Origin of the sequence: Streptomyces sp. NPDC017940 (genome assembly GCF_044328435.1) — a bacterium.
Lineage (GTDB): Bacteria > Actinomycetota > Actinomycetes > Streptomycetales > Streptomycetaceae > Streptomyces.
The window spans coordinates 380641-404352 of sequence record NZ_JBIRHJ010000007.1; the positions used below are offsets into that span (position 1 = coordinate 380641).

The 23712-nt window shown below is 70.8% G+C and carries 29 protein-coding genes and 1 pseudogene; 24 read left to right on the forward strand and 6 right to left on the reverse strand.

Going from position 1 to position 23712, the window contains the following annotated elements; translation table 11 throughout:
* Positions 1-17 precede the first annotated feature (17 nt).
* The 5 genes from ACH4DX_RS25375 to ACH4DX_RS25395 all read right to left on the reverse strand — a co-directional run bounded on the left by ACH4DX_RS25375 (position 18) and on the right by ACH4DX_RS25395 (position 5268).
* Entirely contained in the window at positions 18-1490 is a 1473-nt protein-coding gene (locus ACH4DX_RS25375) for an SCO6880 family protein (RefSeq protein ID WP_398156831.1), read from the reverse strand.
* An 83-nt stretch (positions 1491-1573) separates the two neighbouring features.
* A complete protein-coding gene (locus ACH4DX_RS25380) occupies positions 1574-2962 on the reverse strand; it encodes an ATP-binding protein (protein WP_398156832.1) in 1389 nt (462 codons plus the stop codon).
* Between the two features lie 35 nt (positions 2963-2997).
* Positions 2998-3675, reverse strand: coding sequence for a hypothetical protein (locus tag ACH4DX_RS25385; RefSeq protein WP_398156833.1), 678 nt, complete (start codon positions 3673-3675; stop codon positions 2998-3000).
* Complete coding sequence (locus ACH4DX_RS25390; protein ID WP_030359178.1) at positions 3675-3989, reverse strand: DUF6112 family protein; 315 nt, start codon at positions 3987-3989, stop codon at positions 3675-3677. The genes ACH4DX_RS25385 and ACH4DX_RS25390 overlap by 1 nt, the downstream gene beginning before the upstream one ends.
* 142 nt (positions 3990-4131) lie before the next feature.
* Positions 4132-5268 (reverse strand): C40 family peptidase, encoded by a 1137-nt coding sequence (locus tag ACH4DX_RS25395; protein ID WP_398156834.1) that lies wholly within the window; start codon positions 5266-5268, stop codon positions 4132-4134.
* Positions 5269-5779: 511 nt separating this feature from the next.
* Between ACH4DX_RS25395 and ACH4DX_RS25400 the strand changes: the two genes are divergently transcribed.
* From ACH4DX_RS25400 to ACH4DX_RS25500, 21 genes and pseudogenes are all read left to right on the forward strand, one after another.
* Positions 5780-6535 carry a DNA-methyltransferase gene (locus ACH4DX_RS25400; protein WP_398156835.1) on the forward strand — a complete coding sequence of 252 codons (756 nt, stop codon included), beginning with the start codon at positions 5780-5782 and terminating at the stop codon, positions 6533-6535.
* Between the two features lie 205 nt (positions 6536-6740).
* Complete coding sequence (locus ACH4DX_RS25405) at positions 6741-7361, forward strand: DUF4913 domain-containing protein (protein ID WP_398156994.1); 621 nt, start codon at positions 6741-6743, stop codon at positions 7359-7361.
* Positions 7358-7846 carry a hypothetical protein gene (locus tag ACH4DX_RS25410; RefSeq protein WP_398156836.1) on the forward strand — a complete coding sequence of 163 codons (489 nt, stop codon included), beginning with the start codon at positions 7358-7360 and terminating at the stop codon, positions 7844-7846. The genes ACH4DX_RS25405 and ACH4DX_RS25410 overlap by 4 nt, the downstream gene beginning before the upstream one ends.
* Positions 7843-8457 (forward strand): DUF3631 domain-containing protein, encoded by a 615-nt coding sequence (locus ACH4DX_RS25415; protein WP_398156837.1) that lies wholly within the window; start codon positions 7843-7845, stop codon positions 8455-8457. The genes ACH4DX_RS25410 and ACH4DX_RS25415 overlap by 4 nt, the downstream gene beginning before the upstream one ends.
* Entirely contained in the window at positions 8454-9005 is a 552-nt protein-coding gene (locus tag ACH4DX_RS25420) for a GNAT family N-acetyltransferase (RefSeq protein ID WP_398156995.1), read from the forward strand. Before ACH4DX_RS25415 ends, ACH4DX_RS25420 begins: the two co-directional genes overlap by 4 nt.
* Positions 8962-9651: a hypothetical protein gene (locus ACH4DX_RS25425; RefSeq protein ID WP_398156838.1), complete on the forward strand. Its 690-nt coding sequence runs from the start codon at positions 8962-8964 to the stop codon at positions 9649-9651. The genes ACH4DX_RS25420 and ACH4DX_RS25425 overlap by 44 nt, the downstream gene beginning before the upstream one ends.
* A gap of 39 nt (positions 9652-9690) precedes the next feature.
* A complete protein-coding gene (locus ACH4DX_RS25430; protein WP_398156839.1) occupies positions 9691-10419 on the forward strand; it encodes a hypothetical protein in 729 nt (242 codons plus the stop codon).
* 197 nt (positions 10420-10616) lie between these two features.
* The gene (locus ACH4DX_RS25435) at positions 10617-10964 is read left to right on the forward strand and encodes an SH3 domain-containing protein (protein WP_398156840.1); all 348 of its coding nucleotides are present in this window, start codon (positions 10617-10619) and stop codon (positions 10962-10964) included.
* A 116-nt stretch (positions 10965-11080) separates the two neighbouring features.
* The gene (locus ACH4DX_RS25440; protein ID WP_398156841.1) at positions 11081-11539 is read left to right on the forward strand and encodes a hypothetical protein; all 459 of its coding nucleotides are present in this window, start codon (positions 11081-11083) and stop codon (positions 11537-11539) included.
* The gene (locus ACH4DX_RS25445; RefSeq protein WP_398156842.1) at positions 11536-12054 is read left to right on the forward strand and encodes a hypothetical protein; all 519 of its coding nucleotides are present in this window, start codon (positions 11536-11538) and stop codon (positions 12052-12054) included. Before ACH4DX_RS25440 ends, ACH4DX_RS25445 begins: the two co-directional genes overlap by 4 nt.
* Positions 11991-12401 (forward strand): hypothetical protein, encoded by a 411-nt coding sequence (locus ACH4DX_RS25450; RefSeq protein ID WP_398156843.1) that lies wholly within the window; start codon positions 11991-11993, stop codon positions 12399-12401. Before ACH4DX_RS25445 ends, ACH4DX_RS25450 begins: the two co-directional genes overlap by 64 nt.
* Before the next feature lie 30 nt (positions 12402-12431).
* Positions 12432-13340, forward strand: coding sequence for a winged helix-turn-helix transcriptional regulator (locus ACH4DX_RS25455; RefSeq protein WP_398156844.1), 909 nt, complete (start codon positions 12432-12434; stop codon positions 13338-13340).
* A complete protein-coding gene (locus ACH4DX_RS25460; protein WP_398156845.1) occupies positions 13337-13918 on the forward strand; it encodes a hypothetical protein in 582 nt (193 codons plus the stop codon). The genes ACH4DX_RS25455 and ACH4DX_RS25460 overlap by 4 nt, the downstream gene beginning before the upstream one ends.
* On the forward strand, positions 13915-15153 hold the full coding sequence (locus ACH4DX_RS25465) for an MFS transporter (protein WP_398156846.1): 1239 nt from the start codon (positions 13915-13917) through the stop codon (positions 15151-15153). Before ACH4DX_RS25460 ends, ACH4DX_RS25465 begins: the two co-directional genes overlap by 4 nt.
* A 45-nt stretch (positions 15154-15198) precedes the next feature.
* Positions 15199-15528, forward strand: coding sequence for a hypothetical protein (locus ACH4DX_RS25470; protein WP_398156847.1), 330 nt, complete (start codon positions 15199-15201; stop codon positions 15526-15528).
* A 62-nt stretch (positions 15529-15590) separates the two neighbouring features.
* The gene (locus ACH4DX_RS25475; RefSeq protein ID WP_398156996.1) at positions 15591-16826 is read left to right on the forward strand and encodes an ATP-grasp domain-containing protein; all 1236 of its coding nucleotides are present in this window, start codon (positions 15591-15593) and stop codon (positions 16824-16826) included.
* A gap of 68 nt (positions 16827-16894) precedes the next feature.
* Entirely contained in the window at positions 16895-18106 is a 1212-nt protein-coding gene (locus ACH4DX_RS25480; RefSeq protein ID WP_398156848.1) for a hypothetical protein, read from the forward strand.
* Between the two features lie 29 nt (positions 18107-18135).
* On the forward strand, positions 18136-18978 hold the full coding sequence (locus ACH4DX_RS25485) for a DUF317 domain-containing protein (protein WP_398156849.1): 843 nt from the start codon (positions 18136-18138) through the stop codon (positions 18976-18978).
* A 245-nt stretch (positions 18979-19223) separates the two neighbouring features.
* Positions 19224-19310, forward strand: a pseudogene (locus ACH4DX_RS25490) (DUF317 domain-containing protein); the annotation flags it as partial.
* Positions 19311-19772, forward strand: coding sequence for a DUF317 domain-containing protein (locus ACH4DX_RS25495; RefSeq protein WP_398156997.1), 462 nt, complete (start codon positions 19311-19313; stop codon positions 19770-19772).
* 48 nt (positions 19773-19820) lie between these two features.
* A complete protein-coding gene (locus ACH4DX_RS25500) occupies positions 19821-20864 on the forward strand; it encodes a SpaA isopeptide-forming pilin-related protein (RefSeq protein WP_398156850.1) in 1044 nt (347 codons plus the stop codon).
* Between the two features lie 139 nt (positions 20865-21003).
* On the opposite strand, the gene ACH4DX_RS25505 is transcribed toward ACH4DX_RS25500, so the two are convergent.
* Positions 21004-21150, reverse strand: a complete 147-nt coding sequence (locus tag ACH4DX_RS25505) for a hypothetical protein (protein WP_205033602.1) — start codon at positions 21148-21150, stop codon at positions 21004-21006.
* Positions 21151-21528: 378 nt separating this feature from the next.
* On the opposite strand from ACH4DX_RS25505, the gene ACH4DX_RS25510 reads away from it, so the two are divergent.
* The 3 genes from ACH4DX_RS25510 (at position 21529) to ACH4DX_RS25520 (ending at position 23662) form a co-directional block, all read left to right on the forward strand.
* On the forward strand, positions 21529-22185 hold the full coding sequence (locus ACH4DX_RS25510; protein WP_398156851.1) for a hypothetical protein: 657 nt from the start codon (positions 21529-21531) through the stop codon (positions 22183-22185).
* 535 nt (positions 22186-22720) lie between these two features.
* Positions 22721-23080, forward strand: a complete 360-nt coding sequence (locus ACH4DX_RS25515) for a DUF317 domain-containing protein (protein ID WP_239567323.1) — start codon at positions 22721-22723, stop codon at positions 23078-23080.
* Positions 23081-23179: 99 nt separating this feature from the next.
* The gene (locus ACH4DX_RS25520) at positions 23180-23662 is read left to right on the forward strand and encodes a hypothetical protein (protein ID WP_398156852.1); all 483 of its coding nucleotides are present in this window, start codon (positions 23180-23182) and stop codon (positions 23660-23662) included.
* Positions 23663-23712 lie beyond the last annotated feature (50 nt).

Here is a 23712-nt window from a genome sequence, read left to right on the forward strand (position 1 = left end):
GTTGGGGCCGAGGTGGATTACAGGGCGGTGCGGGCCAGGGGCAGCGCACCGAGGGTGAAGGCGTCGGGTTGCTGGTAGAAGAGGCGGCGCAGGTCGACCTGGGCGGTGACGGCGGCGGTCTCGATCTGCGCGCACGCGGCATCGAGCAGGGCGTCGGTCTCGGCCGAGACGGTGAGCAGGCCGGTCAGGGCGACGTCCGCGTGTCCGGCGATCAGCTGCCGCTCGCGGGTTTTGACGTCGGCGTACTCGACGCTGTCGGCCTCGGAGTCGACCTGCCCGCGCCGCGAGCGCTCGGCGGCATCCGAGATGATCGCGGCCTTCTTGCGCTGGACGTCGCGCATCGCGGACTCGAGCCCCTGGGGCACGTAGATAAGGGACAGGCTGCGCCGCACACCGGCGGTGAACATCAGCCCGTGCAGGAACCCTGCGCCGGTCTCCGTGCGGGGCCAGTCCTCGACCCAGTACGTGGCGTGCCGCGCGGAGTCGGTGGCCACGCGGTCGTACTCCTCGACCTGGACGACGGGCCCGGCGGCGGCCGGGTCGGCCTCGGCGCGCCCGCTCTCGGACCACTGCTGCAGGCCGGAGAGCGCCTTGGGGTCGTACGCGGTGCGGATGACGGCGGCGATCTCGCGGGCGGTCAGCCAGCCGGTCACCATCAGGCCCGCGCTGCGGGCGGCCTGGGCGATAGCGCTGGTGGTCTGCTCCATCACCGTGAATGCCCCGGGGAAGCCGCCGCCGGCCTGACTGATCAGGCGCTTGGCGGCCTTGAGGTCCAGGGAGATGGCCAGGTACGCCTCGTGCGGGGCTGCGGCCGGTCCGGCGGAGGCGACCAGGTCGGAGTACACCTGCCCGGCGACCGGTGTCTCGGGGCGTCCCTGCTGGGCCCAGTGGCGGGCGAGGGTGTCGCCGCTGTCGGGCACGGTGCGCTCCAGGACCTGCACGGAGGCGACATGCCCGGTCCGCGCGATGCCCGCCAGAGCGCGCCCCCACCCGGACACATTGTGGTTCTGGGTGGCGGGGTCGAGCAGGGCGAAGGCGCGGGAGGAGACGCGGGCGACTGCGGTCAGCGTCTGGTGGTGCGGGTCGTGCACCGCGGCGGCGCCGTTGGCCGAGTCCGAGGGCGTGACGACGCGCAGGGAGGCGGCGGTGCCGGGCAGGTGGAGGGTGCCGTCGTGGCGGGGGCGGGTGACCGGCCGGGCCAGCCACAGGGTCTGCCCGCTGCGCCGGCGCCTTGCGAAACGGACGACGATCGGCGCCCAGTCGATCAGGGACCGGCCGTTGCGGCGGATGGCGACCAGAGCGGCGACCGCGGCCCACAGCGGGGCGAGCACGATCGCGCCGAGCAGCCCGGTGCTGACGACGGTGACCAGCAGCAGCGCCAACGCCGAGGAGACCAGGACCAGTTGGGGAAGGGTGAGGCCGAGCAGGATGCCGCGCTTCGACCTGTGGGGGAATTTGACCGTGAGGGGGGTGATCGAGAGTTCAGACAAGGGCCGTTCCGGTGGTGCGCGGGCGGGGCCGGAGCGGCACACACGGGGGCGTGGTGCGTGCCGCTCCGGGGTGAGGGGCGGGGTCAGATGCCGGTGGGCGGAGGCGGCGGAGGCGGTGCTCCGGCGCCGCTGGCACCGGATGAGGAGGCGGAGTTCGGGGCCGGGGGTGCGCCCTGCGGCGGAGGCGTGGACGAGCCCGCCGGGTTGGACATGAACCCGCCGCCGGAGGGGGAGCCCGAGCCTGAGCCGGGTCCGCCCTGGCCGGGACCGCCGCCGAACTGGCCGCTGGTGTCATCGCTGGGGCGTGTGGGCGGAGGCTGGACGGCCTTCTCCAGCCCGTCCTTCATGCCCTGGCCACCGGAGGATCCACCGGAGTTGCCGGATTCCTGGCCGCTGCCGCCGGTGGGGTTGGCGGCGATGTCGCCGGGGAAGCCGCCGCCGGGCACTGAGTCAGGTCCCTGCGGGGCGGCGCCCGCTCCGGCTGCCGCGCCGCCGGTTCCGGCGGTGGCCGCCATCGCGGCGGCCTTGCGGCCTGCGCGCTCGGCGTGCTGCTTGGCGAGCTGGGCTCCGGCACCACCGGCGCGGTGGATGTCCTCGCCGGATGTGCCCTCTGCTGCCCAGTGCACGAACTTGAAGGTCGCGTACGGGCAGAGCAGCACCAGCACCATGATCACGATTCCGGACATGACGTCGGCGAGTGCGCCGAGGCCGTCCTTGGCCTCGGTTTTGCCCATGGCGGCGATGCCGAGCACGAAGATCACGGTCATCAGCAGTTTGCTGACGACGAGGGTGGCGGTGGCTTCGATCCAGCCGCGGCGCCAGCGGCGGGCGACTTCCCAGCCGCCGCCGGCTCCGGCGAAGACGGCCAGGGTGACCATGATGAGGATGCCGACCTTGCGGACCATCATCACGCACCAGTAGAGGAACGCTCCGATGGCGGCGCCGATGGCGGCGAAGACGGCGACGAGCCAGCCCAGTCCGGCGAGCGCTGGGATCTGGGAAACCTTCACGATGCGTCGCACGGCCGATTCGATCGACAGGTGGGATGCCTTGAACAGGCCGTCGGACAGGGCGTCGACGACTTCGATCGCGACGGTGGTCAGGGCGATGGCACTGAAGGCGAAGATCACGCCGCTGGCGGTGCCGGTGAATGCCTGGGTGAGGGCCTGGCCGTCGCGTTTCATCGCGGCCCGCACCATCTGGGCGCAGAAGGTGGCGACGAGGATGATCAGGCCGATCGGCAGCAGCATCTCGTAGTTGTCGCGGAACCAGCCGGCGTTGAGGTCGACCTTGGTGGTGGCGTTGACGGCCTTGGCGGCCAGGTCGGCTGCTGCGGCGGCGAGTTCGCCGGAGGATTTGGCCATCCAGTCGCCGATGACCTTGCCCGGATCGCTGGCGAAGTCGACGGCACCCTTGGCGGCGCCTCCGATGGCGCACATCTTGTCGGCGAGGGGGATGTCACAGAAACCCACAGGAAGTTGGACTCCTTTCTTGTGTCAGGCGCGGGTCACTGCGTGACGTTGGGGGCGATGGCGGCCAGGGTGCAGTCGCGGCTGGGGCGGCACTGGACGGCCAGGGTCACGGCTCGTTCCTCGGCTCCACCGCCGCCCTTCTTCCAGGCGATCTCCTGCTTGCCGTTGACGGTGACGACGTAGATGTACGCCTTGGTGATCGCGGAGGGGTCCTCGGCCAGGGCCGCCTTGAACGCGGACGGGAAGTGGCCCTCGGTCACCGTCGCCTTGGCGTGCTGGTCGTTGTCGACCATGCGCGACCACAGAGTTGGATCCGGCACCTGGCCGTTCACCGAGGACCAGTCGGCGTACTTGGTCTCCTTCGTCATCCACGCACGCATGCCGGCCAGTTGCTGGCCACGGGTGGTGTCACGGGTGTCGTAGGTCCACAGCATCTGGGCTGCGGCCTTGGCGAAGGCGACCGGCTCGGCGATCTTCGGCGGCTTGGGTACGGAGCCCGCGCCTGTGCCCGGCTTCGGCGCCTTCTCGGAGGGCGCGGCGCTGCCGGCGGCGGACGGTGAGCCGGAGTCGGAGTGACCGCTGTCGCGGCCGGTGAAGAACGCGACGGCGGCAGCGAGGGCCAGCAGGACGGCGAGGGTGATCGCGACGATGGCGATGCGGCGGTTGGCCGACCAGCCGACGCCGTAGGAGGACAGAGAGAGGGAACGTTTCATCAGTGGACCTGCGACCCCAGGGCGCTGAAGAACGCGACGATGCCGTTGGCGGCGCCGAGGCCGAGCGCGGCGCCGGCGGCGACGATGGCGCCCTTCTTGCCGTTGGCCTCGGCCTGGTGTCCGCCGGTGTGGTGGCCCCAGGCCCACACACCGAGCGAGACGGCCAAGGCCCCGACCACGGCGACGATGCCGAAGAGGTTGATGCTGTTGACGACGTTCTTCAGGACGGCCAGGCCGGGCAGGCCGCCGCCCTTGGGGGAGACGCCTGGGTCGTAGGCGAGCTGGATGACGCGGTCTGCGAGAGGTATGGGCATGGGTGTGGCGGGACTCCTTGCGTGCGCAGGCCGACTGCGGCCCGGCGAAAGGGGGGAAGAGATGAAGGGGGGATGGCGCGAGCGGCGCCGAGAAGCGGCCGGCCCGGCCCGCGCGGTGCGGGGAGTCGGGCGGCGGGCGGCGTCAGAGGACGCGGCGGACGGCGAGGATCGCCCAGTCCTTCAGAGGCGTGATCCGTACCGGTTTGCCAGTCTTTGGGGCCTCGATCACGAGACCCGCACCCATGAACATGCCGACGTGCTCCGGGCGTTGAGCGCTGCCACGGCTGAAGATCAGGTCGCCGGGCTGCAGCTTGCTGGCCGAGACGGCCTTGCCCTCGTTGACCTGGGTGTACGTGGTGCGGGTGAGCTTGATCCCGGCCTTGGCGTACGCCTGCTGCATGAGTGAGCTGCAGTCGCAGCGGCCCATCGGGTCAGGGCCGTGCGCGGCGGTGCAGCTGCCGCCCCACTGGTACATCGTGCCGAGCTGGTGCATCGCCCAGTCGATGGCCTTGCGGGCCTTGGGGTCGGCGTCCTTGGGGATGGTGTAGCCCTTGGGCACGCTGCCCTCGGGGATGCGTCCGTAGGAAGAGCCGTCCTCGGCCGGACCGCAGCCGGAGGCCGGGGACTCGGTGTCCTTGGACTTGTCGCCGTCCTTGGCGGGCTTGTCCTTGCCGCCGCCGGGGAAGGTCTTTGCGATGGCGGACTGGAGGGCGGTGGCCAGCGGCTCCCACTGCGCGTACGCGTCCGGGAAGCCCGATGCCTGCACGGCCTGGGCGGCCTGGGTGACCGTCATCTGCTGCCAGCCCTTGACCTTCAGCAGTGCCTTGTAGAACCGCTCGCTCGCGTAGACCGGGTCGCGGATCTGCTGGGCGGTGCCCCAGCCCTGGCTGGGCCGCTGCTGGAACAGGCCCAGCGAGTCGCGGTCGCCGGAGCCGAGGTTGCGCAGCCGTGACTCCTGCATGGCGGTGGCAAGTGCGACGATCTGCCCGCGCTTGGGCACGTCGAGCGAGAGACCGGTGGCGACGATCGTCTGGGCGTTGGGGACCTGCTCGGCGGGCAGGGACAGGCCCTCGACCTTCACATCCTTGCCGGACGCTCCGTCGAGGATCTTGGTCACCTGCTTGGTGACCGCGTCCGTGTCGACGTCATGCAGGCATCCGCTGAACCCGCTGGTGGTTTCGGCGGCTTCGCTGGAGGCGGCGGCGACCATCATGGCCGTCCCGGCGAGCAGCAGGGGGGAGAGGAAGACGACACCGATACCGGCGGCTATCGCCTTCAATCCGGCACGCCTCCCGGCGGCAGGGATTCAGGCAGGGGAGGGTAGGAAGTCGTCACAAGGGCGTCCTTGAGGGGTGAAGTCCCGGCCGCGCGGGCGTGCTTGAGGAAGGCCGCGGCGGCCGGCGGTGGATAAATAGGGAGCCCGACGCACGCGGCGAGTTGCACCTCGCTACTGCGCGCGTCGGTCAGGTTCAGGTGGGGCCGGGCATGGTGGACCTCGGTTTGTGTGGGCAGGCGGAGAGAGAATCGTCGGCGGAAGCTGCCGGGCTCCAAAACAGTAAGCGCCGATCCCCGGTCGGCGAAATAACACTCAGTCAGAAAACAATTCCACGGGAATTTTCCCAGCGGCACCGCTCCACCGGGAATCGTGCCCTACATTGATGACTCCTCCCCCTCGCACCCGCATCACGGGCCATTGGGCATCTTCATGCCCGGTCTTGGCCCGCCCGGGTTCTGTCCGAGAGTCGGAGCGTTCTACCTACCTTTCATCAATGCGAATTGGGGTATCCCCTTTGCCTTTTTCCCTGCATCAGGGCGACGCGCTGAGCGTCCTCGCCGAGCTGCCGGACCACTGCGTGGACTCCGTCATCACCGACCCGCCGTACAACAGTGGCGGCCGGACGGCCAAGGAGCGCACCAGCCGCAGCGCGAAGCAGAAGTACACCTCCGCCGACGCGCAGCACGCACTGCCGGACTTCACCGGCGAGAACATGGATCAGCGCAGCTACGGCTTCTGGCTCACCCAGATCATGACCGAGGCGCACCGGCTGACCAAGCCCGGCGGCACCGCGCTGCTGTTCACCGACTGGCGCCAGATGCCGACGACGACGGACGCCCTGCAGGCCGCCGGCTGGCTGTGGCGCGGTGTGCTGGCCTGGCACAAACCGCAGGCCAGGCCCCAGAAAGGCCGATTCACCCAGAACTGTGAATTCATCATCTGGGGCTCGAAGGGCGCCATCGACGGCTCCCGGAACCCGGTCTACCTGCCCGGCCTCTACTCCGCCTCGCAGCCCTCGGGCAAGAACCGCCAGCACATCACGCAGAAGCCGGTGGAGGTGATGCGGGAGCTGGTGAAGATCTGCCCCGAGCAGGGCACCGTCCTGGACTTCACCGCCGGATCCGGGTCCACCGGCGTTGCGGCCCTGCTGGAGGGGCGCTCGTTCATCGGGGTGGAGAAGACCCGCGAGTACGCCGAGGTGGCCGCCGACCGGCTGACCGCGACCGTGCAACAGACCCTGTCCCAGGACGACTTCGTTCTTTCTGCATAGGGACTTCCCGCCGCCCGGCACGGGGCGATAGCGGATCCTGGTTTGTCTTTCCCCCGTGCCGAACGATGCGTTATAGCACCGGTTCCCCGGTTAGTGAAACCGGGGAATCTCTGGATCGTGGAGCCGTCATTCCCACGCCATCGGCCGCGGCTTCAAGGAGAACCATTTCGTGCCCGAATCCATAGACCTCCCCGACGACGGGGAAATGGAACCTGTCCGGCTGTCGGACTCGAACCTGGAGAGCGTCGAGGCCAGCGTCCGCAAGCTCATGGAACAGCAGGCCGAGCAGGCCCGGCAGCTCGACAGCCTCTCCGCACCACCGGACCCCTCGCCCTTCGCGGCGTTCGGCATGCCCAGCCTTCCCGGGATGCCCGGAGCACCGCTCCAGGCGCCGCCCGAGCCGCGCCCGATCCTGGAACTGGAACTGGAGGGCGAGGAGTACGAGGACGAGCTGGACGCGCTCACCGACTGGGTCGACGGCTTCCTCATTGACACCTACGGCGCCGAGGTCACCACCGCGGCCCCGTGGTGCAAGCAGTGGCAGGAGCACGACGACGTCGTCGCCTGGCTCCATGCCCTGTGGATGGCCTACCAGCAGCACAAAGACCCCGAAGCCGGGCCGTCCGGGATGTTCGTGTGGCACCGCGACTTCCTCACCCACTGCCTGGCCCATGTGCGCGCCCCGGGCGGCCCGCTCTCGGCCTGCCAGACCGACCCCGACCGCGACGCGCACCGCCTGCTGCCCGGCCCCACCTCCTCGATCCGCTCCGCACGCTCGGCCTCCACGGACCAACCGGAGCCCGGCGAGCCGGACCAGGCCGCATGAGCGGGCCCGAACACCGGCCCGCCTTCGGCCTCTCCTTCGACCCGCGCGCCCTGACCGACCTCCTGGCGGCCCCCGGCGACATCCGCGACCTGGCCCTCGCCCAGCTCCAGGACGTCGTCAACGCCCAGCAGTTCGGCCCCAAACTGATCGGCGAACTCGCCGACTACCGCAAGCTGTACGTCGATCACCGCAAAGCCTGGCGCATCGTCTACGCCCAGCGCCCGGCCCCACCGGACTCGGCACACCGCACCGAGATCCACGTGGTGGCCGTACGCCCGCGCGACCGCCACGAGGTGTACAACGTCGCCCGCAAACGCCTGGGCATCACGCGCCGCCCGGTGAGCGCGCTCGCCCACGCCGCCCGCTCCCGCTCCCCGCAGCTGGAGACGCGCCGCCAAGTCCCCAAGCCGGCCCCGCCGCCGTACGCGGTGCCTGGTCATCCCCGCCCCGCCCTGCCCCCGACCCCGAAGGACCGCACTCTTTGACGACCCACTTCCCCTCCGGTCTCGACGACCTCACGGCCGCCATAGCCGGACTCGACACCCCACAGGAGAACCCGCACCACCGGGCAATTGTCGACACCTGCCGCCGAGTGCAGCAGTTGGATGTGCAGCTCCTCGCCGTGGCTGGCGGTGAGCCGACCGGCTGCCTCGCCGACACCCACGACCAGATGGAGCGGCTCACCGACGTCCTCATCCTGCGCCTGCTGGCCGGCGCCGAGCTGACCCGCCTGCTGAGCATCCAGTGCTGCTGCGCCCCCGTCGGCGGCGACGGCGAAGCGGACACCGCCGAGGACGAGGCGGGCTGCCGCTCCTGCCCGGAGACCGAGCACACGATCGTCCACGCGTGTCTCGACGTCTTCGCCGCTGACGGCGATCCGGACGCCATGTCCTCGGCCGATCTCACCGACCGACTACGCCAGTTCCCCGGCATGGCGGAGAGCCGCTGGTCGTACGCCGAACTCACGCCACTACGCCTGAGCCGTCTCCTGGCCACGCACGGCGCGCGGCCACGCAACATCCGCTTCGGCACCCGCCAGCTCAAGGGATACTTGCGCAGCTCCCTTGAGGCCGCGCTGCCCGGCTGCTCCTGCTGAGGCACCCCGCCCTCACCGCCCTTCGCCGCGTAAACGTCGAGGACTTCCCGCTCGTCGACGCCTTCCACCAGCGCTGTTCCCCCGCGCACCTGCTGCGCCGCTGGGGCCGTACGCACCTGCCGCACCGCACCCTTGGCCAGATGCTGGCGCATGCCGAATGCTGGCTGAGGCTCGGTGCCGGCGACGAGCCGCTCGCGCTGGTCTGTGCCGGTCCCGTCAGCCGGGAAGCGGGCGTCTTCGACCTCGGGCTCCAAGTCGCGGACGCCCACCAACGCCGAGGCATCGGCACCGCGCTGGCCCGGCACGCCGCCCAGTACGCCCACGCCCGGGGCGCCCACACCCTGAGCACCTACACCGAGGCATCCAACCGCCCGATGCTCCGCCTGCTCCGGCGGCTTGGCCCCGTCCGCGAAACGCGGCACGGACCGCACCTCGCCATACGCCTGCATCTCGGCGTGAGCGACCTCGCGCACCGGACCTCGCCCCACCCCAAGGAACCTCTCCATGCCCCGCACCGCTCCGGTCAAGAAGGCTCTGACCCAGCTTGACCACCGCATCGAGGCCGCCGTGGGCCACAGCATCGACCGGCTGTGGCAGCACCGCGACCGCGACCTGCTCGACGAACCGCACACCCACCTGGTCGACGCCCACCGGGCCCTCGTCCAGGCCGAGACCAACGTGACCTTCTACCGTTCCCAGCTCAACAGCCTTTCCTCCGGCGAGTACCCCGTCGATGACGCGTTGTTCGAGCGCATCGACCGGACCGTCGAGCTGCTGGAGGACGCGGCCCGCACCCGGGACCAGCGGCAGGCCCAGGCGATTGCCGCGCTCGAGCCCGTCGAAGCCGTCGCCCGGGACAAGACTCCCCGCGACGTGCCGGACCTGCCTGCGCCCGACACCGCCGCGCTGCTGGCCATCACCCAGGGCGCCAAGCTCCACCGGAACCTGCTGACGCAGCAGTTGTACGTTGTCACCGCTTCCGGCACCCGCGTCCCCTACAGCCAGTTGCAACGCCTCGAAGAGGACCGCCTGGTGGTGCGCGACACCTCCCACCCGGTCACGGCAGGCCAGCCCGTCACCCTGACCGACACCGGCCGCGCGGCCCTGACCGCCCCGCGCTCGCCCAGGGCACCCGGCGCCGTCTCCGTGCCCCGGCCCGGCACCTGGCCCGCTGCCACCCCCGCCCGCCGCTGAACCCGCATCGGACTGCGTGCCCCGTCTCCGAAAGCCCCTATGCCCTCATCCCCGGACTTCCGCCTCGATGGCTACGACGCTGTCAACGACCGTGTCGCCGAGCAGTACTCGTGGCACATCGACATCGGAGCCACTGACCTCACCGTGCTCGCCGAGCACCACACCGATGACCTACGGCACAGCTACTACGTTCTGCACGATGGCGCGGTGACCTGGGGCATCCCCGGCGAGCCGCAGCTGGTGGCCCTCCACCTGCAGCGCGACGTTCAGGCCCGCACCTTCCGCTTCCAGCACGAGCAGCTGCCCTTGGTGCCCATGGCGCAGAGCTGGCTTATCGCCCGCGGCTGCCCGAAGGACGCCATCGGCCTGCGCCCGGACATGGGCACCGACGCCGCCGACGAGGCCACCAAGGCGCAGGAGGCCCGCCTGGCCTCCGACGGCGACCACTTCGCCCTCGTCACCAGCTACACCTCCGACGACCCCGACCGCATGCAGGTCACGGTGCTGCTGGCCGCCATCGACGACAAGGCGCCGCTGCGCTTCCGGGTGCTGCTGCAAGAAGTCGACACGGAGCACTGGACGCACACCCTGCGCGAAGGCGGCTTTGCGACCTACGAGCAGGCCACCGCCTGGTTGGAGGCCCACTGGTCCGGCGAAGACGTCCCCCTGCCGACCGCCCAGACAGCGACCCGACACAGCGCACCGTCCGCGCTGCCCGGCCTTCCCACGGCCCACGCTCCGCGTATTGGCCCAACTCGCCGACCCTAACGCTGAATTCGCGCCGCACCAGGTCCTCCCGCGGCCTGAAACGCGAGGCGCCAGTGTCCGGCGAAGGGCGAAACATAGCAGCACATCCCCGGTTAGCAAAACCGGGGATTCTCCGGACTCTTGAACCCGACCCGCCCGGCGTCAGCCCGGGTGTGGATCCGTGTTCCGTTCCCTCTCCCTCTGAAGGTCCATTCCCCATGCGCGCAACCCGCATAGCTGTCTCCGCCGCCGTTCTCGGCGCGCTCGCTCTCCCGATCGTCGCTGCCACGTCCGCGAGCGCCGCCCCTTCGCAGGCTCCGGCCACTGCGCTGGTCAGCGGCCAGTGCGACCGGCTCGGCCCGTGGAAGGTCGGTACGAAGGCCGTGACGATCCGCTCCAAGGCGTCAGCCAAGTCCACCGCCGTCGGCGTGCTCTATGTCGGCCACAAGTTCACGGTCCACAAGACCAGCGGCAATTGGCACTACATCACCGACAAGAACACGGGCGTAAAGGGCTGGGTCTCCGGCTCGTACGTCTATCACGAGGTCTACACGGGCCTCCACTAGGCACCGCACCCCGGCGAATTCACCGGATTCCGCCGCTTTCTCTCGGTCGTCGCCGCTGACCAGCGCAGCGCGCGTTCTTGTCTCGCCCACGCATTTCCAAGGAAAGGAGCCACGTCGTGCCCGACGACGCCGATGACGTGATGGGCGTCATCACCCAGCAGATTGAGGCCCGCTTCCAGATGCCGCTGGCCGACCTGCGCCGGGCGGCGGCCGCCGCCCCGCACGCCAACAACGACGCCACCGTCGTCATGAAGTGGTACGGAATGCTCACCGAGGCCCAAGAGGTACTGGAGAAGGCCGAGGACGCCCTCGTCGCAGCCCTCGACAGCGCCCCTGGCGACGTGCTGGACGACCCGGTCATGGCGCTGGCCCACCAGGTCAATGCCGCCGTGGCGGTGCGTGACGGGCGGGCGATGGTCGTACGCCACTACACCGACCCCACCTCCCTGGGCAGCAAGGGCCCGGGAGCATGGCGGGGAGCCGAAGCGGCCCCCCGCCGCAGCCCGGCCCTGCAGACCGCACCGGCGCCGAGCGTGCCCACGCCCTCCGTCCCGGTGCGAGGAGCGGCGCGGTGAGCGTCGTGCGCAAGCCCACCAGCCAGGACGAGGCCCTGGCCCAAGCCTTCGGCGCCTCGCTGAGCGAGCTGTACGCGCAGGCCGCGCGCCCCGAGGCGTCCGCCGCCCTGACGCGCGCCCTGGAGCTGCGCTCCTGGCTGGCCTTGGCCGAGGAACAGGTCGCCCGGGTCCGCGACCGCATCCACGACGCCACCGCCGCCGCCCGCGACATGGGCGAACTGCCCGCCGACGACCTGCGGTTCGACGCGCAGTGGATGGAGGCGGCCCTGTCCGCCCGCGACGGATATGCCACGGCACTCGGCGAGTTGCTGCGCACCATGCCACCGCCCGGAGTACGCCCCGAGCGGCAGGTGCAGCTCGTCCAGCCCAGGCTCACCACCACGCTCCCGCCCGCCCCGGCCCCCGTCCCGTGCCGGGGCGGTGCGGGCCCGCCGACCGTGAAAGCCCCCGATTGCCCCACACCACCTCCCAGGCCATCGCCGAGCGCATCGAGGACCTGTACGGCCAGCCGATAGCCGCCCTCGAAGCCCACGCCGGCACCCACCCGACCGGCACCATGCTCGCCGCCCTGACGAGCAGCCACACCGATCTGCAGCTCGCCGAGCGCAACATCACCTTCCAGCTCCAGCGGCTGCGTGAACTGGCCCACCCAGAGCGGGAGATCGGCAAGTTCGAAGCAGGCCACCTGCTCGACTGCGCACGCCGGATCGCCGAATCCGTCGCCACCCGGGACGCCCACGCCAAGACCGTCAGCGCCGTCCTCGTCGGCCTGCACCGCGTCCCCGCCGCACCATCCCCGCCCTCGGCGGCCCCCGCCGTACCGGCCTCCGCTGCGGCGCCCGCTGCCACCCGCACTCGCTGATCCGCCCGCCCCGCCCTAGGAGTTACCCCCTTGGCCACCACCGGTCTGCCCCGCTCCACCCAGGTCGACGTCGCCCGCGTCACCGAGTCGCTGGAGATGATCACCCCGCTGTGGAGCGTGTGGATCCTGATGACCCTGTCCACTCAGCCCCTGCGCTACGCGGAGATCAAGCCGCGCCTGCCCTGGCTGAATGACGGCACGCTCCACCCCAAACTGCGCAAGCTGTCCGATGCCGGGCTGGTCGAGCGCACCGAAGTCACCCAGGGGCACGTCACCTACGGCCTGACCGGGCGGGGCGCCGATCTGCTGCCCGTCCTGACCGTGATCGCCGCCTGGGGCGAGGCGCACCTGGAAAAGCCCCTGGTGAAGAACAAGGAAACCGGGAAGCTGGAGCCGCTTGCCACGGTCGCGCCCGCGCAGAACATCGAAGACACCCTCGCGCTGATCGGCCCCCGCCACGCCACGCCGATCCTGTGGGCGCTCAAGGACCGCGGCGCCTCCAGCGCCAAGGCGCTGTCCGCCGCGGCGATGCCGAGCTACCGGCTCAGCAACATCTACCCCCAGGTGGACCGCCTGGTCTCCGACGGCCTGGTGCGCAAGGACGGCCGCGCCTACGAGCTGACCGCCAACGGCCACGCGCTCGCCCCCGTCTACCGGGCCCTGAGCGCCTGGGCCACAGGACGCCCCCTCGCCGACGCCGGCACCCACCCCCTGTGGGGCCAGGCCCCGGAGGCCAAGCAGGGGAAGTCCGGGCCGTGGCTGACCACCCAGCCCCGCGTATCGGCCCCTGCCACTGCCGTGCCCGCCGCCACGATCTCGGCTTTGTCCACCCAGTCCCCGGCCGCGCCGGCCACGGCCTGGAAGGGTGGCGACCTGTTCTCGCACCGGATGCCTGCGCGCCCCATCGCCCTTCCGCAGGCAGGGGGGCCGCGCCGATGAGCAGCCTCACCACCGCCGACCACCTGCAGGCACACCGGGCGATCAGGGCGCTGTCCCTGCCCGGACTGATCCGCCTGGTCACCGAGATCGACGACAACGGCCCCATCAGCCGCCGCCGCGGCAGCCTGCAGAGCACCTTCGATGACCTGACCGTGCCCCAACTGCGCCACGCCATCGACCGGGCCCGCGAGTTCGGCCTCGTCTACGGCGATGAGCACGAACGAGTCCGCTACCGGCTCACCGACAGCGGCGAGGAACTGGCCGAGGTGTACGACACGGCCGCCCGCTGGGCCCGCACCCACCAATTCCCCACGATGGCCGGTGATTTCGTCACCCGGGTCCAGCGCACCTTCGACCTGCTCGGTCACGCTGAGGCTCTCGTGCATCGCGCCGCCCGCATCTGCGACTCGAGCGGACTCGTGGTCTCCGGAGGTGCGGTCCTCGGCCGTGAGGCCATCACCGCCCTCGATGGCCCGCAGAACGTACTGACCGCCTGGCTTAAGGCGCATGCGTACCTCCTGCACCACACGGCCCTCCACTCCTCACACGCGGCGGATGAGTGGGAGCCCGCTGCGTGAGATCCCGTGTCGGACCCCGGCATGCCCGCCGGCCGGCCCCCACCCTGCTGCGCGGCATCTACCTGCCCCGCAGCATGGATGCCGGCGCCTTCGCGATGACGACGTACGGCATCCCGCTGCTGGTGCTCGCCACCACCAACTCCGCATCCCTGACCGGGCTGGCGTTCGCACTGGAGTGGGTGCCGCGCCTGGGCGCGTTCGCCGTCGCCGGAGCGATGGTCGACCGCCACGGCACCACCCGCATTCTCCGCACCGCCTCGGCTCTGCGGGCCGCGGTGGTCGTGGCCGCCGCCCTCGCACTGCCGCAGATGGAGGCCGGGCTGCCCACCACGGTCGCCGTCATGCTCCTCGCCGCCTCGACCGGCGTGCTCACCGAGTTCTCCTACATCGCCGCCGAGACGGCGGGCGGCGTCGCCAGCCGCCAGGCCGGCGACCAAGCCCACCGCGTGCAGTCGGTCCTCCTGGGCATCGACCAGGTCGGCACCCTGGCCGGCCCAGCCGTCGCCGGCCTGCTGCTGGAGCGGGCCGGGGCGGCCGGGATGCTGATCACGATCGCCGTCTTCTCGCTGCTGGCGTCCGCCCTCGCCCCTCGGCAGCACGCCACCAGGACCAAGATGCCGGAGCCGGCCCTTGCGGGGCTGCGCACCGGATGGACAACGCTGCGCTCGCTGCCCGCGTTGGGCTGGCTGGTCTGCGGACTGACCCTGTCCAACCTCGCCATCGGCCTGCTCCAGGCCGCAGCCCCCGTGATCGTGGTGCAGGAGTTCGGACACTCCAGCGCGGACGTGGGCCTGATCTGGTCGGTGGCCGCCGCCGCTTCCTTGATCACGGTCGCGGTGTGCCGCCGCGCTATCGACCGCTGGGGCCTGTGGCCCGTCGGCGCGCTCTCCGCCACCGTCGCGGCCAGCGCGTGCCTGGCCGTCTCCCTCACCCACACCTACACCGCCTACCTCGTGCTGATCGCGGTGCTCATGGCCGGCGAGGGCGGCATGACGGTGGTGCTGCGCACCCTGCGCTCCCACCTCATCCCGCAGCAGGTGTTCGGCGCCACCCTCTCCCTGACGATCCTGCTGCTCCTGATCCCGTTCCCGCTGGCCGGCGTCCTGGTCGCCACGGTGCCGCCCGCCCAGCTCGGCCATGTGATCACCGCCTGCGCGGTGCTGCAGGCCCTGGGCCTGGGCCTTGCCTTCGTACGCCTGCGCACGCTCCCTGGCCTTCACGCCCGTCTCGCCTGACACCCCCCCCGCCCTGCTGCCCTTTTCGCCCTGGAGATCCACCCGATGCCCATGCCCGCCGCCCAGGCCGTCATACCCGTCGCCCGCCCCTCCTCCCGCGCGGGATCCAGGCCCGCCATCACCGACCAGTTCCTCGCCTTCGGCGCCGCGCACCCCTACGTCTACCGGGCCCTGGAGAGGCTGACGGCCGAACGGCTGGCCGCCGGGGCCACCCGCATCGGGCTCAAGGAACTCTTCGAGGCCCTGCGCTGGCGACCTCCGCAGGGGCTGCGCGGGCTCAACAACAACTACACCGCGCTGTATGCACGGCAGTTGGTCGCGGACCACCCCGAGTGGGCCTCCGTCTTCGAGCTGCGCCGCCGCCGGGCCCCCTGAACCGGCATCACCGTACCCGAACTACTGCCTAGCTGCTTCCTCTTGGAGAGTCCTTGCCCACCATCCTTGTCGTTTCTGCCGCCGGTCCGGAGGCCGAGGCATACCGCGGCTACTGCCTCGAAGCCGTCGCCGCCCGGTACGACGTCGTCCTGATCACTCCCACCGCGCCCACCTGGGAGCGGGAGTTCATCGCCGACTTCGAGATCGCCGATCCCGACGACGCCCAGGCGCTGGCCGCCGCCGGCCGTGCCCTGGCCGGGCGGCACGAGCTGACCGGGGTGGCGACGTGGACCGAGTGGTATCTCGTCCAGACCGCGCGCCTGGCCCGGCGCCTTGGCCTGCCGTCGAACGGCCCGGAGGTGATGGAGGCCGCCCGCAACAAGGCCACCGCCCGCACCCTGTTCGCCCGCCACGGCGTGCCCTCGGCCGCCTCGATGACCGCCCGCTCCCTGCTGGAGGCGGCACTCGCCGCCGAAACGATCGGCTACCCCATCGTGCTCAAGCCCGCCGCCCGCGCGGGCAGCATCGGCGTCATCCGCGTCGACCGCGCCGAAGAACTCCCCGGCGGCTTCGCGTTCGCTGCCGCCGGCGCCCGCGACGGCATCGAAAGCACCAACGTCCTGGTGGAGGAGTACCTCGACGGACCCGAGGTCTCCGTCGAGTGCGTCACCCACCGCGGCCACACCACCGCCGTGGCCGTCACGCGCAAGACCCTCGGCGAGGCGCCGTTCTTCGAGGAAGTTGCCCACAGCGTGGATGCCGCCGACCCTCTGCTCGACCAGGTGGCATCCGTCGCCACCGCCGCTATCAAGGCGCTCGGTATCACCAACGGCGTGAGCCATGTCGAGATGCGCCTCGTGAACGGCCGCCCCCGCCTGATCGAGGTCAACGCGCGCCTCGGCGGCGACATGATCGGCCACCTGGTCCGGCTCGCCACCGGCGTGGACCTGGCCCGCGCCGCCGCCGACACCGCCTGCGGCCAGGCCCCCGATCTCACGCGCACGCGCCGCAGCGCCGCCGCGATCCGGCTGCTGTACCCGAGCGCCTCCGGCACCCTCACCCACTGCCACCTCGACGCCCGCTTCGCCGCCCGCACCCCGTGGCTGGAGCAGGTCACCTTCCAACGCACGGTCGGCGACACGGTCATCTTGGCGCCCGTCGGCGACATGTTCAGCGCCCGAGCCGGGTTCCTGATCACCACCGGGTCCACGGCCGAGACCGCTCAGGCCCGCGCCGAGGAGGCCCTCGGGCACCTGACCCTCGCCGTCGAACCCTTGCCATCCGCGTCCGTCGCGTAACTCGCGCGCTCCTCCTGCGCCCTTCACGACGTTCGCCGTGCCCGGCCCGCTGAACAGGAACCATCACCATGCCTCAGCCCTCCCACACCGCACCGCCCCAGCGGCGCTCGCTGCGCCTGAACGACGTCGCTCACATGGGCGCCGCGACACTCCAGCCGCTCCTGCAGGACAGCTTCCGCAACCTGGTCACGGCCGCCATCGCGGACGCGACCGGGCACCTGCCCCGCAGCTCCCGCAAACTGCTGCACGGACCGCACTTCCGTGACGACCTCGTCGACGCGCTGCGCTGGGCCGAGGGCGAGATACAGGTCGCTTCCGAACGCATGACCTGGACCGGCGACCCGCGGGCCGAGCGCACCCTGCGCCAACTCCAGCAGATCCGTACCGCCCTGGCCCAGGCCCGCGCCGAGGAAGCCGACCGGCGCCGCACCGAACACCTCGCCTCCGCCGGACACCAGGTGGACACCGACTCCGCCGCCACGGCCCGCCTCTGGCTGCGCAGCGCCTTCCCCGACCGCTTCGAGCAGGTCCTCGCCCAGGAATACGCCGCGGCCCAGCTTGAGCCACCCGCCAAACGGCTCGCTCCGGCCGACGTGTTCGACGCCATCGAGTGGGGCGCGAGCGAGGGCCTGCTCTTCGCCACCATGACCCCGGCCGTCCACGACTTGCTCGCCAAGAGCCCCCTCGCCTTCCGTAACACCGTCGCCGCAGATACGCGCGAGCAGGACGAGCGCACCGTCGAACTGCGTCACCCGCTCCTGCTGCGCCGCTGGCGCACCGCGCTGGACGAACTGGCCGAGATGACCGCGCCGCTCGCCGGGGCCACCAGCGCCACGGTGCTCGGCCCGCTCACCACCGACTTGGACACCATGCCGCGCCAGGCCGCCTTCGCCGTCCTCAACGCTCGCCGGTTCCTCGTCGCCGTCCACCAGCGCACCGCCGAGAACACCCGCGTCGCGCGCCAGTACGCCCAGACCATCACCCAGCGCGAACAGGGCGAACCCGACCACGCCGCACACCGCCGCGTCTTCGACCAGGCTCTGCACCGCCTGGCCGACGAGCACTCAGCAGGCTACGACCACATCCGCCATCGGCTGCGTCCCTTCGAGGCCAGCTCCGGGCGCCTGGATGTGTCCGTCCTGAACGCCGGCCAGCGCGGTGCACTCAAGCGCCAGGTCCTGGCCGAACTCGCCCCCTCTCCGGCGTCACCGCACCTGTCCACGGCCGTCGCTCCGGCGAGGCCGGCCACGCCCACCGCGCGCCCGGCAGCCGCTCGCTGACCTCCCACCCGACCCCGACGGATGTGCCCATGACCGACCCCACTCCGATCGAGGGAGATGTCTATGTCTCCCCGCGCTACCTCGCCGGCCTCGGCGGGATCGGCGATCCCAGCTTCGAGCCCGTCAGAGAGTGGCCGCACCACCACCTCGACGACGGACCGTGCCAGCTCCTCATCACCTCCCCGGACCACCGCATCAAGATCGGCTGGTTCGGCGACGACTTCGACGTGTGGAAGATCAGCGCCGCCGAGGACGCCGTCTCCGCATCCCGCTGGACGGCGAGCATCAGCGACAAGATGCCGCCGGAGATCGTTTGCGACTTCATCGACGCCCTGGCCGGCGAGTGGGATGAGGACAGCGAGAGCTTCCTGGCGGACCACTCCTACAAGTGGACCGATGCGGTCCAGCCCCTGCTGGACGCGGGCTGGGAACGCAAGCCGCTCGCCCGCGGCTTGATCGAGATCGTCTCACCGGACCAGCTGGCCGGCGCGAGCATCGACGTCGTCAGCGGCGATCCCGATGCCGAAGTGGTGACGCTGTGGGCCGGACCTGACGCACGGAGTTCTCGTGCTCAGGCGAACTTCACCGCACGCACCCCGAAGCACCTGATCGCCGCCATGGCGGCCTCCTTTGTCGCACCGGCCCCCATCGCCCGCTACCAGGCCGACCTGAGTCCCCGGCTCGCCCAACTCGCCCAGCTCACCCCCGTCCAGCCACCGAAGCCTCCCGTGCCCACCCCGCTCGACGTCCAGCAGACCGTCACCGCCCGCCGCCGCCCGCCCGCGCTCGGCACGCGCAGCGTCCCCCGCTGGAGCACCACCACACTCCCACCGGCCGTGGCCGGTGCCGCCCTGCCCGCCCGCCGCCGCTGAGGACCCCCATGTCAATCGACCCCTTGGACAACCTCAGCCCCGATCAGCAGGTGAAGGTCCTGCCCCGTCACCTTGCCGGTCCCGGATCCATTGACCTTCCTACAGTCTGGCCCTTCCCCAAGGACTGGACCGTGCACCAAGCCGACGACGGAGCAGCCCTCGCCACCAGCCCCTGCCTGCGCCTGGTCGCCAGCCTCGCCCCCGATGCCGACAGCCCGCGCAAGGGGAAGTGAACGGTCACCGCCAATCGCGCCCCATTTGGCCCTGCGGCCTGGCAGGTCACCTTCGACGCCACCACTCCCATCGAGCTGCTGCACGACTTCCACAGCGAACTGGTCGACCTCTACCTCGAAGACCGCCAGAGCGGCCAGGGCCGACTGCTAGAGGACAACACCCCAGCGCAGGAGGCGTACACGCAGCTGCTCGCCCGCGGCTGGAGCCACCAGGTCAAAACTGACGGCACCCAGTTCTTCCGCGATTCTCAGCCTCTCGGCGTCGTCCAGCACCGCTACGCCCTCATCGGCACCGACACACCCATCTGGGCAGCCTGGGGCGGACCCGCCAGGGAGCCCCACTGGCGCGCACGGTTCTCCCGCGGTACACCCACCACGCTGGCCGCCGCCTTTACCACCTCCCTGGTCTCTACGGAGCTGGTGAGCCGTGCGGTGAAGGACATCCCGTCCCAAACCCGACGCCACCTGTACGTCGCGGCAACGACCCCGGCGCAGCAGACGTCCGTCTCCTCGCCGCTCCCTCCACCTCCTGCGCGCCACGGCCCGAGCCGGGCCCGCTGACCAACCCTTCGCCCCGGCATTGCCGCCAAATACCTGGAGAGTTCCTACGTGCACACCCGATCCGCCCGCCTTCTGCCGGCTGCGGCCCTCACTGCCGTCGCCACCGTGACCGGATCCCTGGCCTGGGCCCCGACCGCCTCCGCCCAGACCCCGGATCCGACCCCGTCCGCCTCCACCACGCCCGCCCCGCGCAATGCCGCCGAAAACGGAGGCGTCGCCATCCTCAAGAAGGACCCGGGCGGCGACGTCCTGTCCGGGGCGTCCTTCACCCTCTACGACGCCAAGGGCAAGGAAGCCGGGAGCGGCAAGACCGACGCCGAGGGCCACCTGTCCTTCAAGGACCTGGCGCCGGGCGTCTACCGGCTCAAGGAAGTCTCCAGCGGCAGCCCGCTGCACGACGTCGTCGAGGACCAGGACGTCATCGTCACCCCCGGCAGCGACGCCCCACTCACGATCATCGACCCGTTCAAGCACGCCTCGGTCCTGCTGAAGGCCAAGGACGACAAGACCGGCAAGCTCCTGCCCGGCGCCACCGTCAACATCGGTACGGGTGACAAGACCATCCTCACCCTCACCACCGGCGACAAGGGCACCGCCACCGCCAAGCTCCCAGTCAACAACCGCACCGGCACCGACTTCTGGGTCAAGGAGACCAAGGCGCCCGCGGGGTATGACCTCTACAAGGGGCAGCGCGAGTTCAAGGCCAAGCCCGGCGACCCGGTCACCGTGACCGTCACCAACGCCAAGACCCACACCACCCCGCCGAGCCCCGACCCCACGGACAAGCCCACCGACAAGCCGACCGAGAAGCCCACCGACAAGCCGACGGACAAGCCCACAGAGAAGCCGACGCCCGGCGGCTCCGGCGACGACAGCACGTCGGAGCCGACACAGAAGCCGACCGGCTCCCCGGCCTCCGACGAGACCGCATCGAGCACTTCGGCCCCCGAGTCCGACGGCTCCCTCGCCCACACCGGCGCCGACGCCACCCCGTGGCTGCTCGGCGGCGCCGGAGTCCTCCTGGCCGCTGGCGGAAGCGCACTCCTGGCCGCCCGCCGACGCCGTACGGACGACTCCACCGACGAGAGCTAACCTCTCCCACAACACCGCCGAAGGCCCCCGGAATCTCCTGATTCCGGGGGCCTTCGGCGTGGGCGCGTGTGGAAGCGGACAGGAGGATCGACGCCCGTCGAGCGCTCCAGCCCATCGTGCGGCCTCGGCTCGGAGCGCCCTACCGGGAGTGGAAGACGATCGCCAGGAGCCGTTCGGCGCGCGCCCTGACCTGAGGTTCGGGGTGCGCCAGGGCCACGGCGAACAGCACCGTCAGCAACGCCAAAAGTGGGCTGGAGAAGGCCATGAACTGCGTATCAGGTGTCATGCGCCCGAAGGTACCCGAAGCGCTCTGACCTGGGCTTTGCGCTAATTTTCCCCCGCAGGGGAGGTGGGTCAAATTAGAAGCGTCAAACATCAACAGCCGTGCTGGTCAGGCATGTTGATGTCCGACGTGCACCCCGTCGCTCGCGGCGAAGACTGTAACTCGACTGTTATCGAGGTCGGCTTGGCGGCCTGCCGGCTTCAGAGTCGACAACGGCTTCCTAAATGCGAAGGTGACGTCCGCACTCAACCGGCTGCGGTAGACGCGGCCCCCGCGCAGCCACCGAGCCGTCGCTACTACGGACGGCGCTGCGCACCGAGCGGTGATACGCGTGCGGTCCTGGAGGTCATAGTGCAGGACCTCAGCGTCTAGGTTTACCGGGTGAGCACGCGGCCCCAGCTTCCAGGCGACCCTTCCAACCTGCACCTACGCATCTCCTACGACGACGAACTCTGGGACACCCCGCAGGCCGACACGCTGGAGCGATGGAGTGTGACCGTTCTGCACCGTCGGCGTGTGCACGACGGCGACCGGGGGGCGGAGACCACGAGCGGCTGCGCCACCGCGGATTGCACCTCGTGCACAGTCGAGGACGCCGTCGTGGGGTCGATGACGTTTTACCAGGTACATCTCGACCGCGGCCGGAACGCCTACTGGGCCATGGAGGAGGAGTCCGAGGAGCTGTACGAGACGGCCCAGGTGCTCCTCGATCCCGAGACAGGCTCGTTCACCAGCGAGGTCAGCGAGCGTCTGGAATACGTCGGTTCCGCGCTGCTCATCATGGACCGGGTGACGCTGGATCCTGCGTGGCGTGGGCACGGCCTGGCGGCCGTACTCGCCTGCGAAGTGATCCACCGGCTCATGATCGGCTGCCGGGCCATTGCCTGCTTGCCCGGAGTCACCGACCTCAGCAGCCAGCGGCTGACGGATCAGTCCGAGTGGCATCGCGTAAACGCCAAGATCGCCCAGGGATGGGAGAGCCTCGGGTTCCGCCTCTACCGAGACAACGTCTATCTCCTCTCGCCTGCGTCGCAATAACTGGAAGAGCAGCGCGCAGTACTTCGAGGGCGGCTTGCGGAACTCGGTGCGTCGTGGCGGACCGGGACCTCCTGAGGGGCGTCCCGCTGCGATCGTCGTGTGCCGGTTTTCGTCATGCTGTTCTGTGTGCAGCCCGGCGGAGTGGTGACCACTCAGGGTCGGTAGCACGATCATTCTGTGCCGCCTGGGCAGTGCGTGTGCGCTGATGTCGCCAGCGCTGCACTGCATTGGTGGTTGCGGTCTCGCATCCGCCGGGCCTACAGGAACGATATGGGTTGGCTGAAGGCGGGCGGCGTGCCGAAGGGGGAGTTCATCCATTCGGGGATGGGTTACTACTCGGCATGGGGATGACCCTGTCAAGCGCTTTGTCGTGCAGTGGCCGCGGCGCGATTCGGTGGCGACGTTGGGTCCCCATGCGGCGTAGGAGGAGTAGTTCGCCGGGGGCAGACAGGAAAGATCGCGAAAGGACTGGTGGAAGCCGCCAGGGGCATGTCAACGTAGACGACCTTCCCCGAAACCCCAGGTCAGAGAGGTGATGCCCGTGACCGTGGACGCATCCACACCCGGATTCTCCACCACCACCGAGGCGCTGCGGCTGCGTTCGTGGCAGCTGGGGCCAGGCCAGCCGACGATGGTCACCGACCTGTTCAAGGCGGAGTTCTTCCACCTCGTTGTGGACGACCGGGCCGATGTCCATGTCAGCAGCAAGGACGGCCGCTTCTACCTCGGATGGTTCCCGCTGGGGCGCCCCGGCACCGACGGCGACGGCTGGACGCTCGCCGTCACCGGCACCGCCAAGGTCCCCGGCTACCGGATCCGCTTCGACACCGAGACGCCGGCGGAGATCGTTGCGGCCACGGTCCAGCGCGTGCTGGCCACCTCCCGGCCGCTGTGAGTCCACTGCCACCGCGCGGCTCGGAGCTGCCGCTCACGTATGGCACGTACCCTGGCCTCGGCCCCTGGTGGGGCGCCCGTTACTGCAAGGAGATGCGTCTTGGCCCCGGAGCTGACCGTCGGCGACCTGCTGGAGAGCCTGTCCGCCAGCGGCCGCGACGTGGTGGTCCGTCTGTGGATCAACCCCTTCGCCCGCTCGGCCCGCCGCCTGGGCGGCGTGGTCCCCACCCGCGACGACGCAGGCCGGCCGGTGGTGTTCATCGCCGAAGCCAAGGGCACCGAGCCGCTCAGCACACTGCCCGAGCCGACCGTCGGCGACCTGCTCGACCATCTGTCGGCCTGCGACCGCACCGCCGTCGTGCAGCTCGCCATCAACCCCGACTTCCCGATGGCCCACCGTGCGGGCGCCGTTGCCGCTGCCCGCGACGAGCAGGGCCGACCCGTGCTGTTCCTCACCGAGCCGGAGGAGGCCGAGCAATGCGGCCCACTCCTGCCCGACGTCGCGGTCGCGCTGACCTGGCACGAACCGACCGAGGCCCCGCCGCGCCGACGGCGCGGCACCCGCCCCAGCGGCGGGCAGTGAACCACCCCCGAGCCCACGGAGGCGCCCCTGCACCCGCACCATCCCTCTGA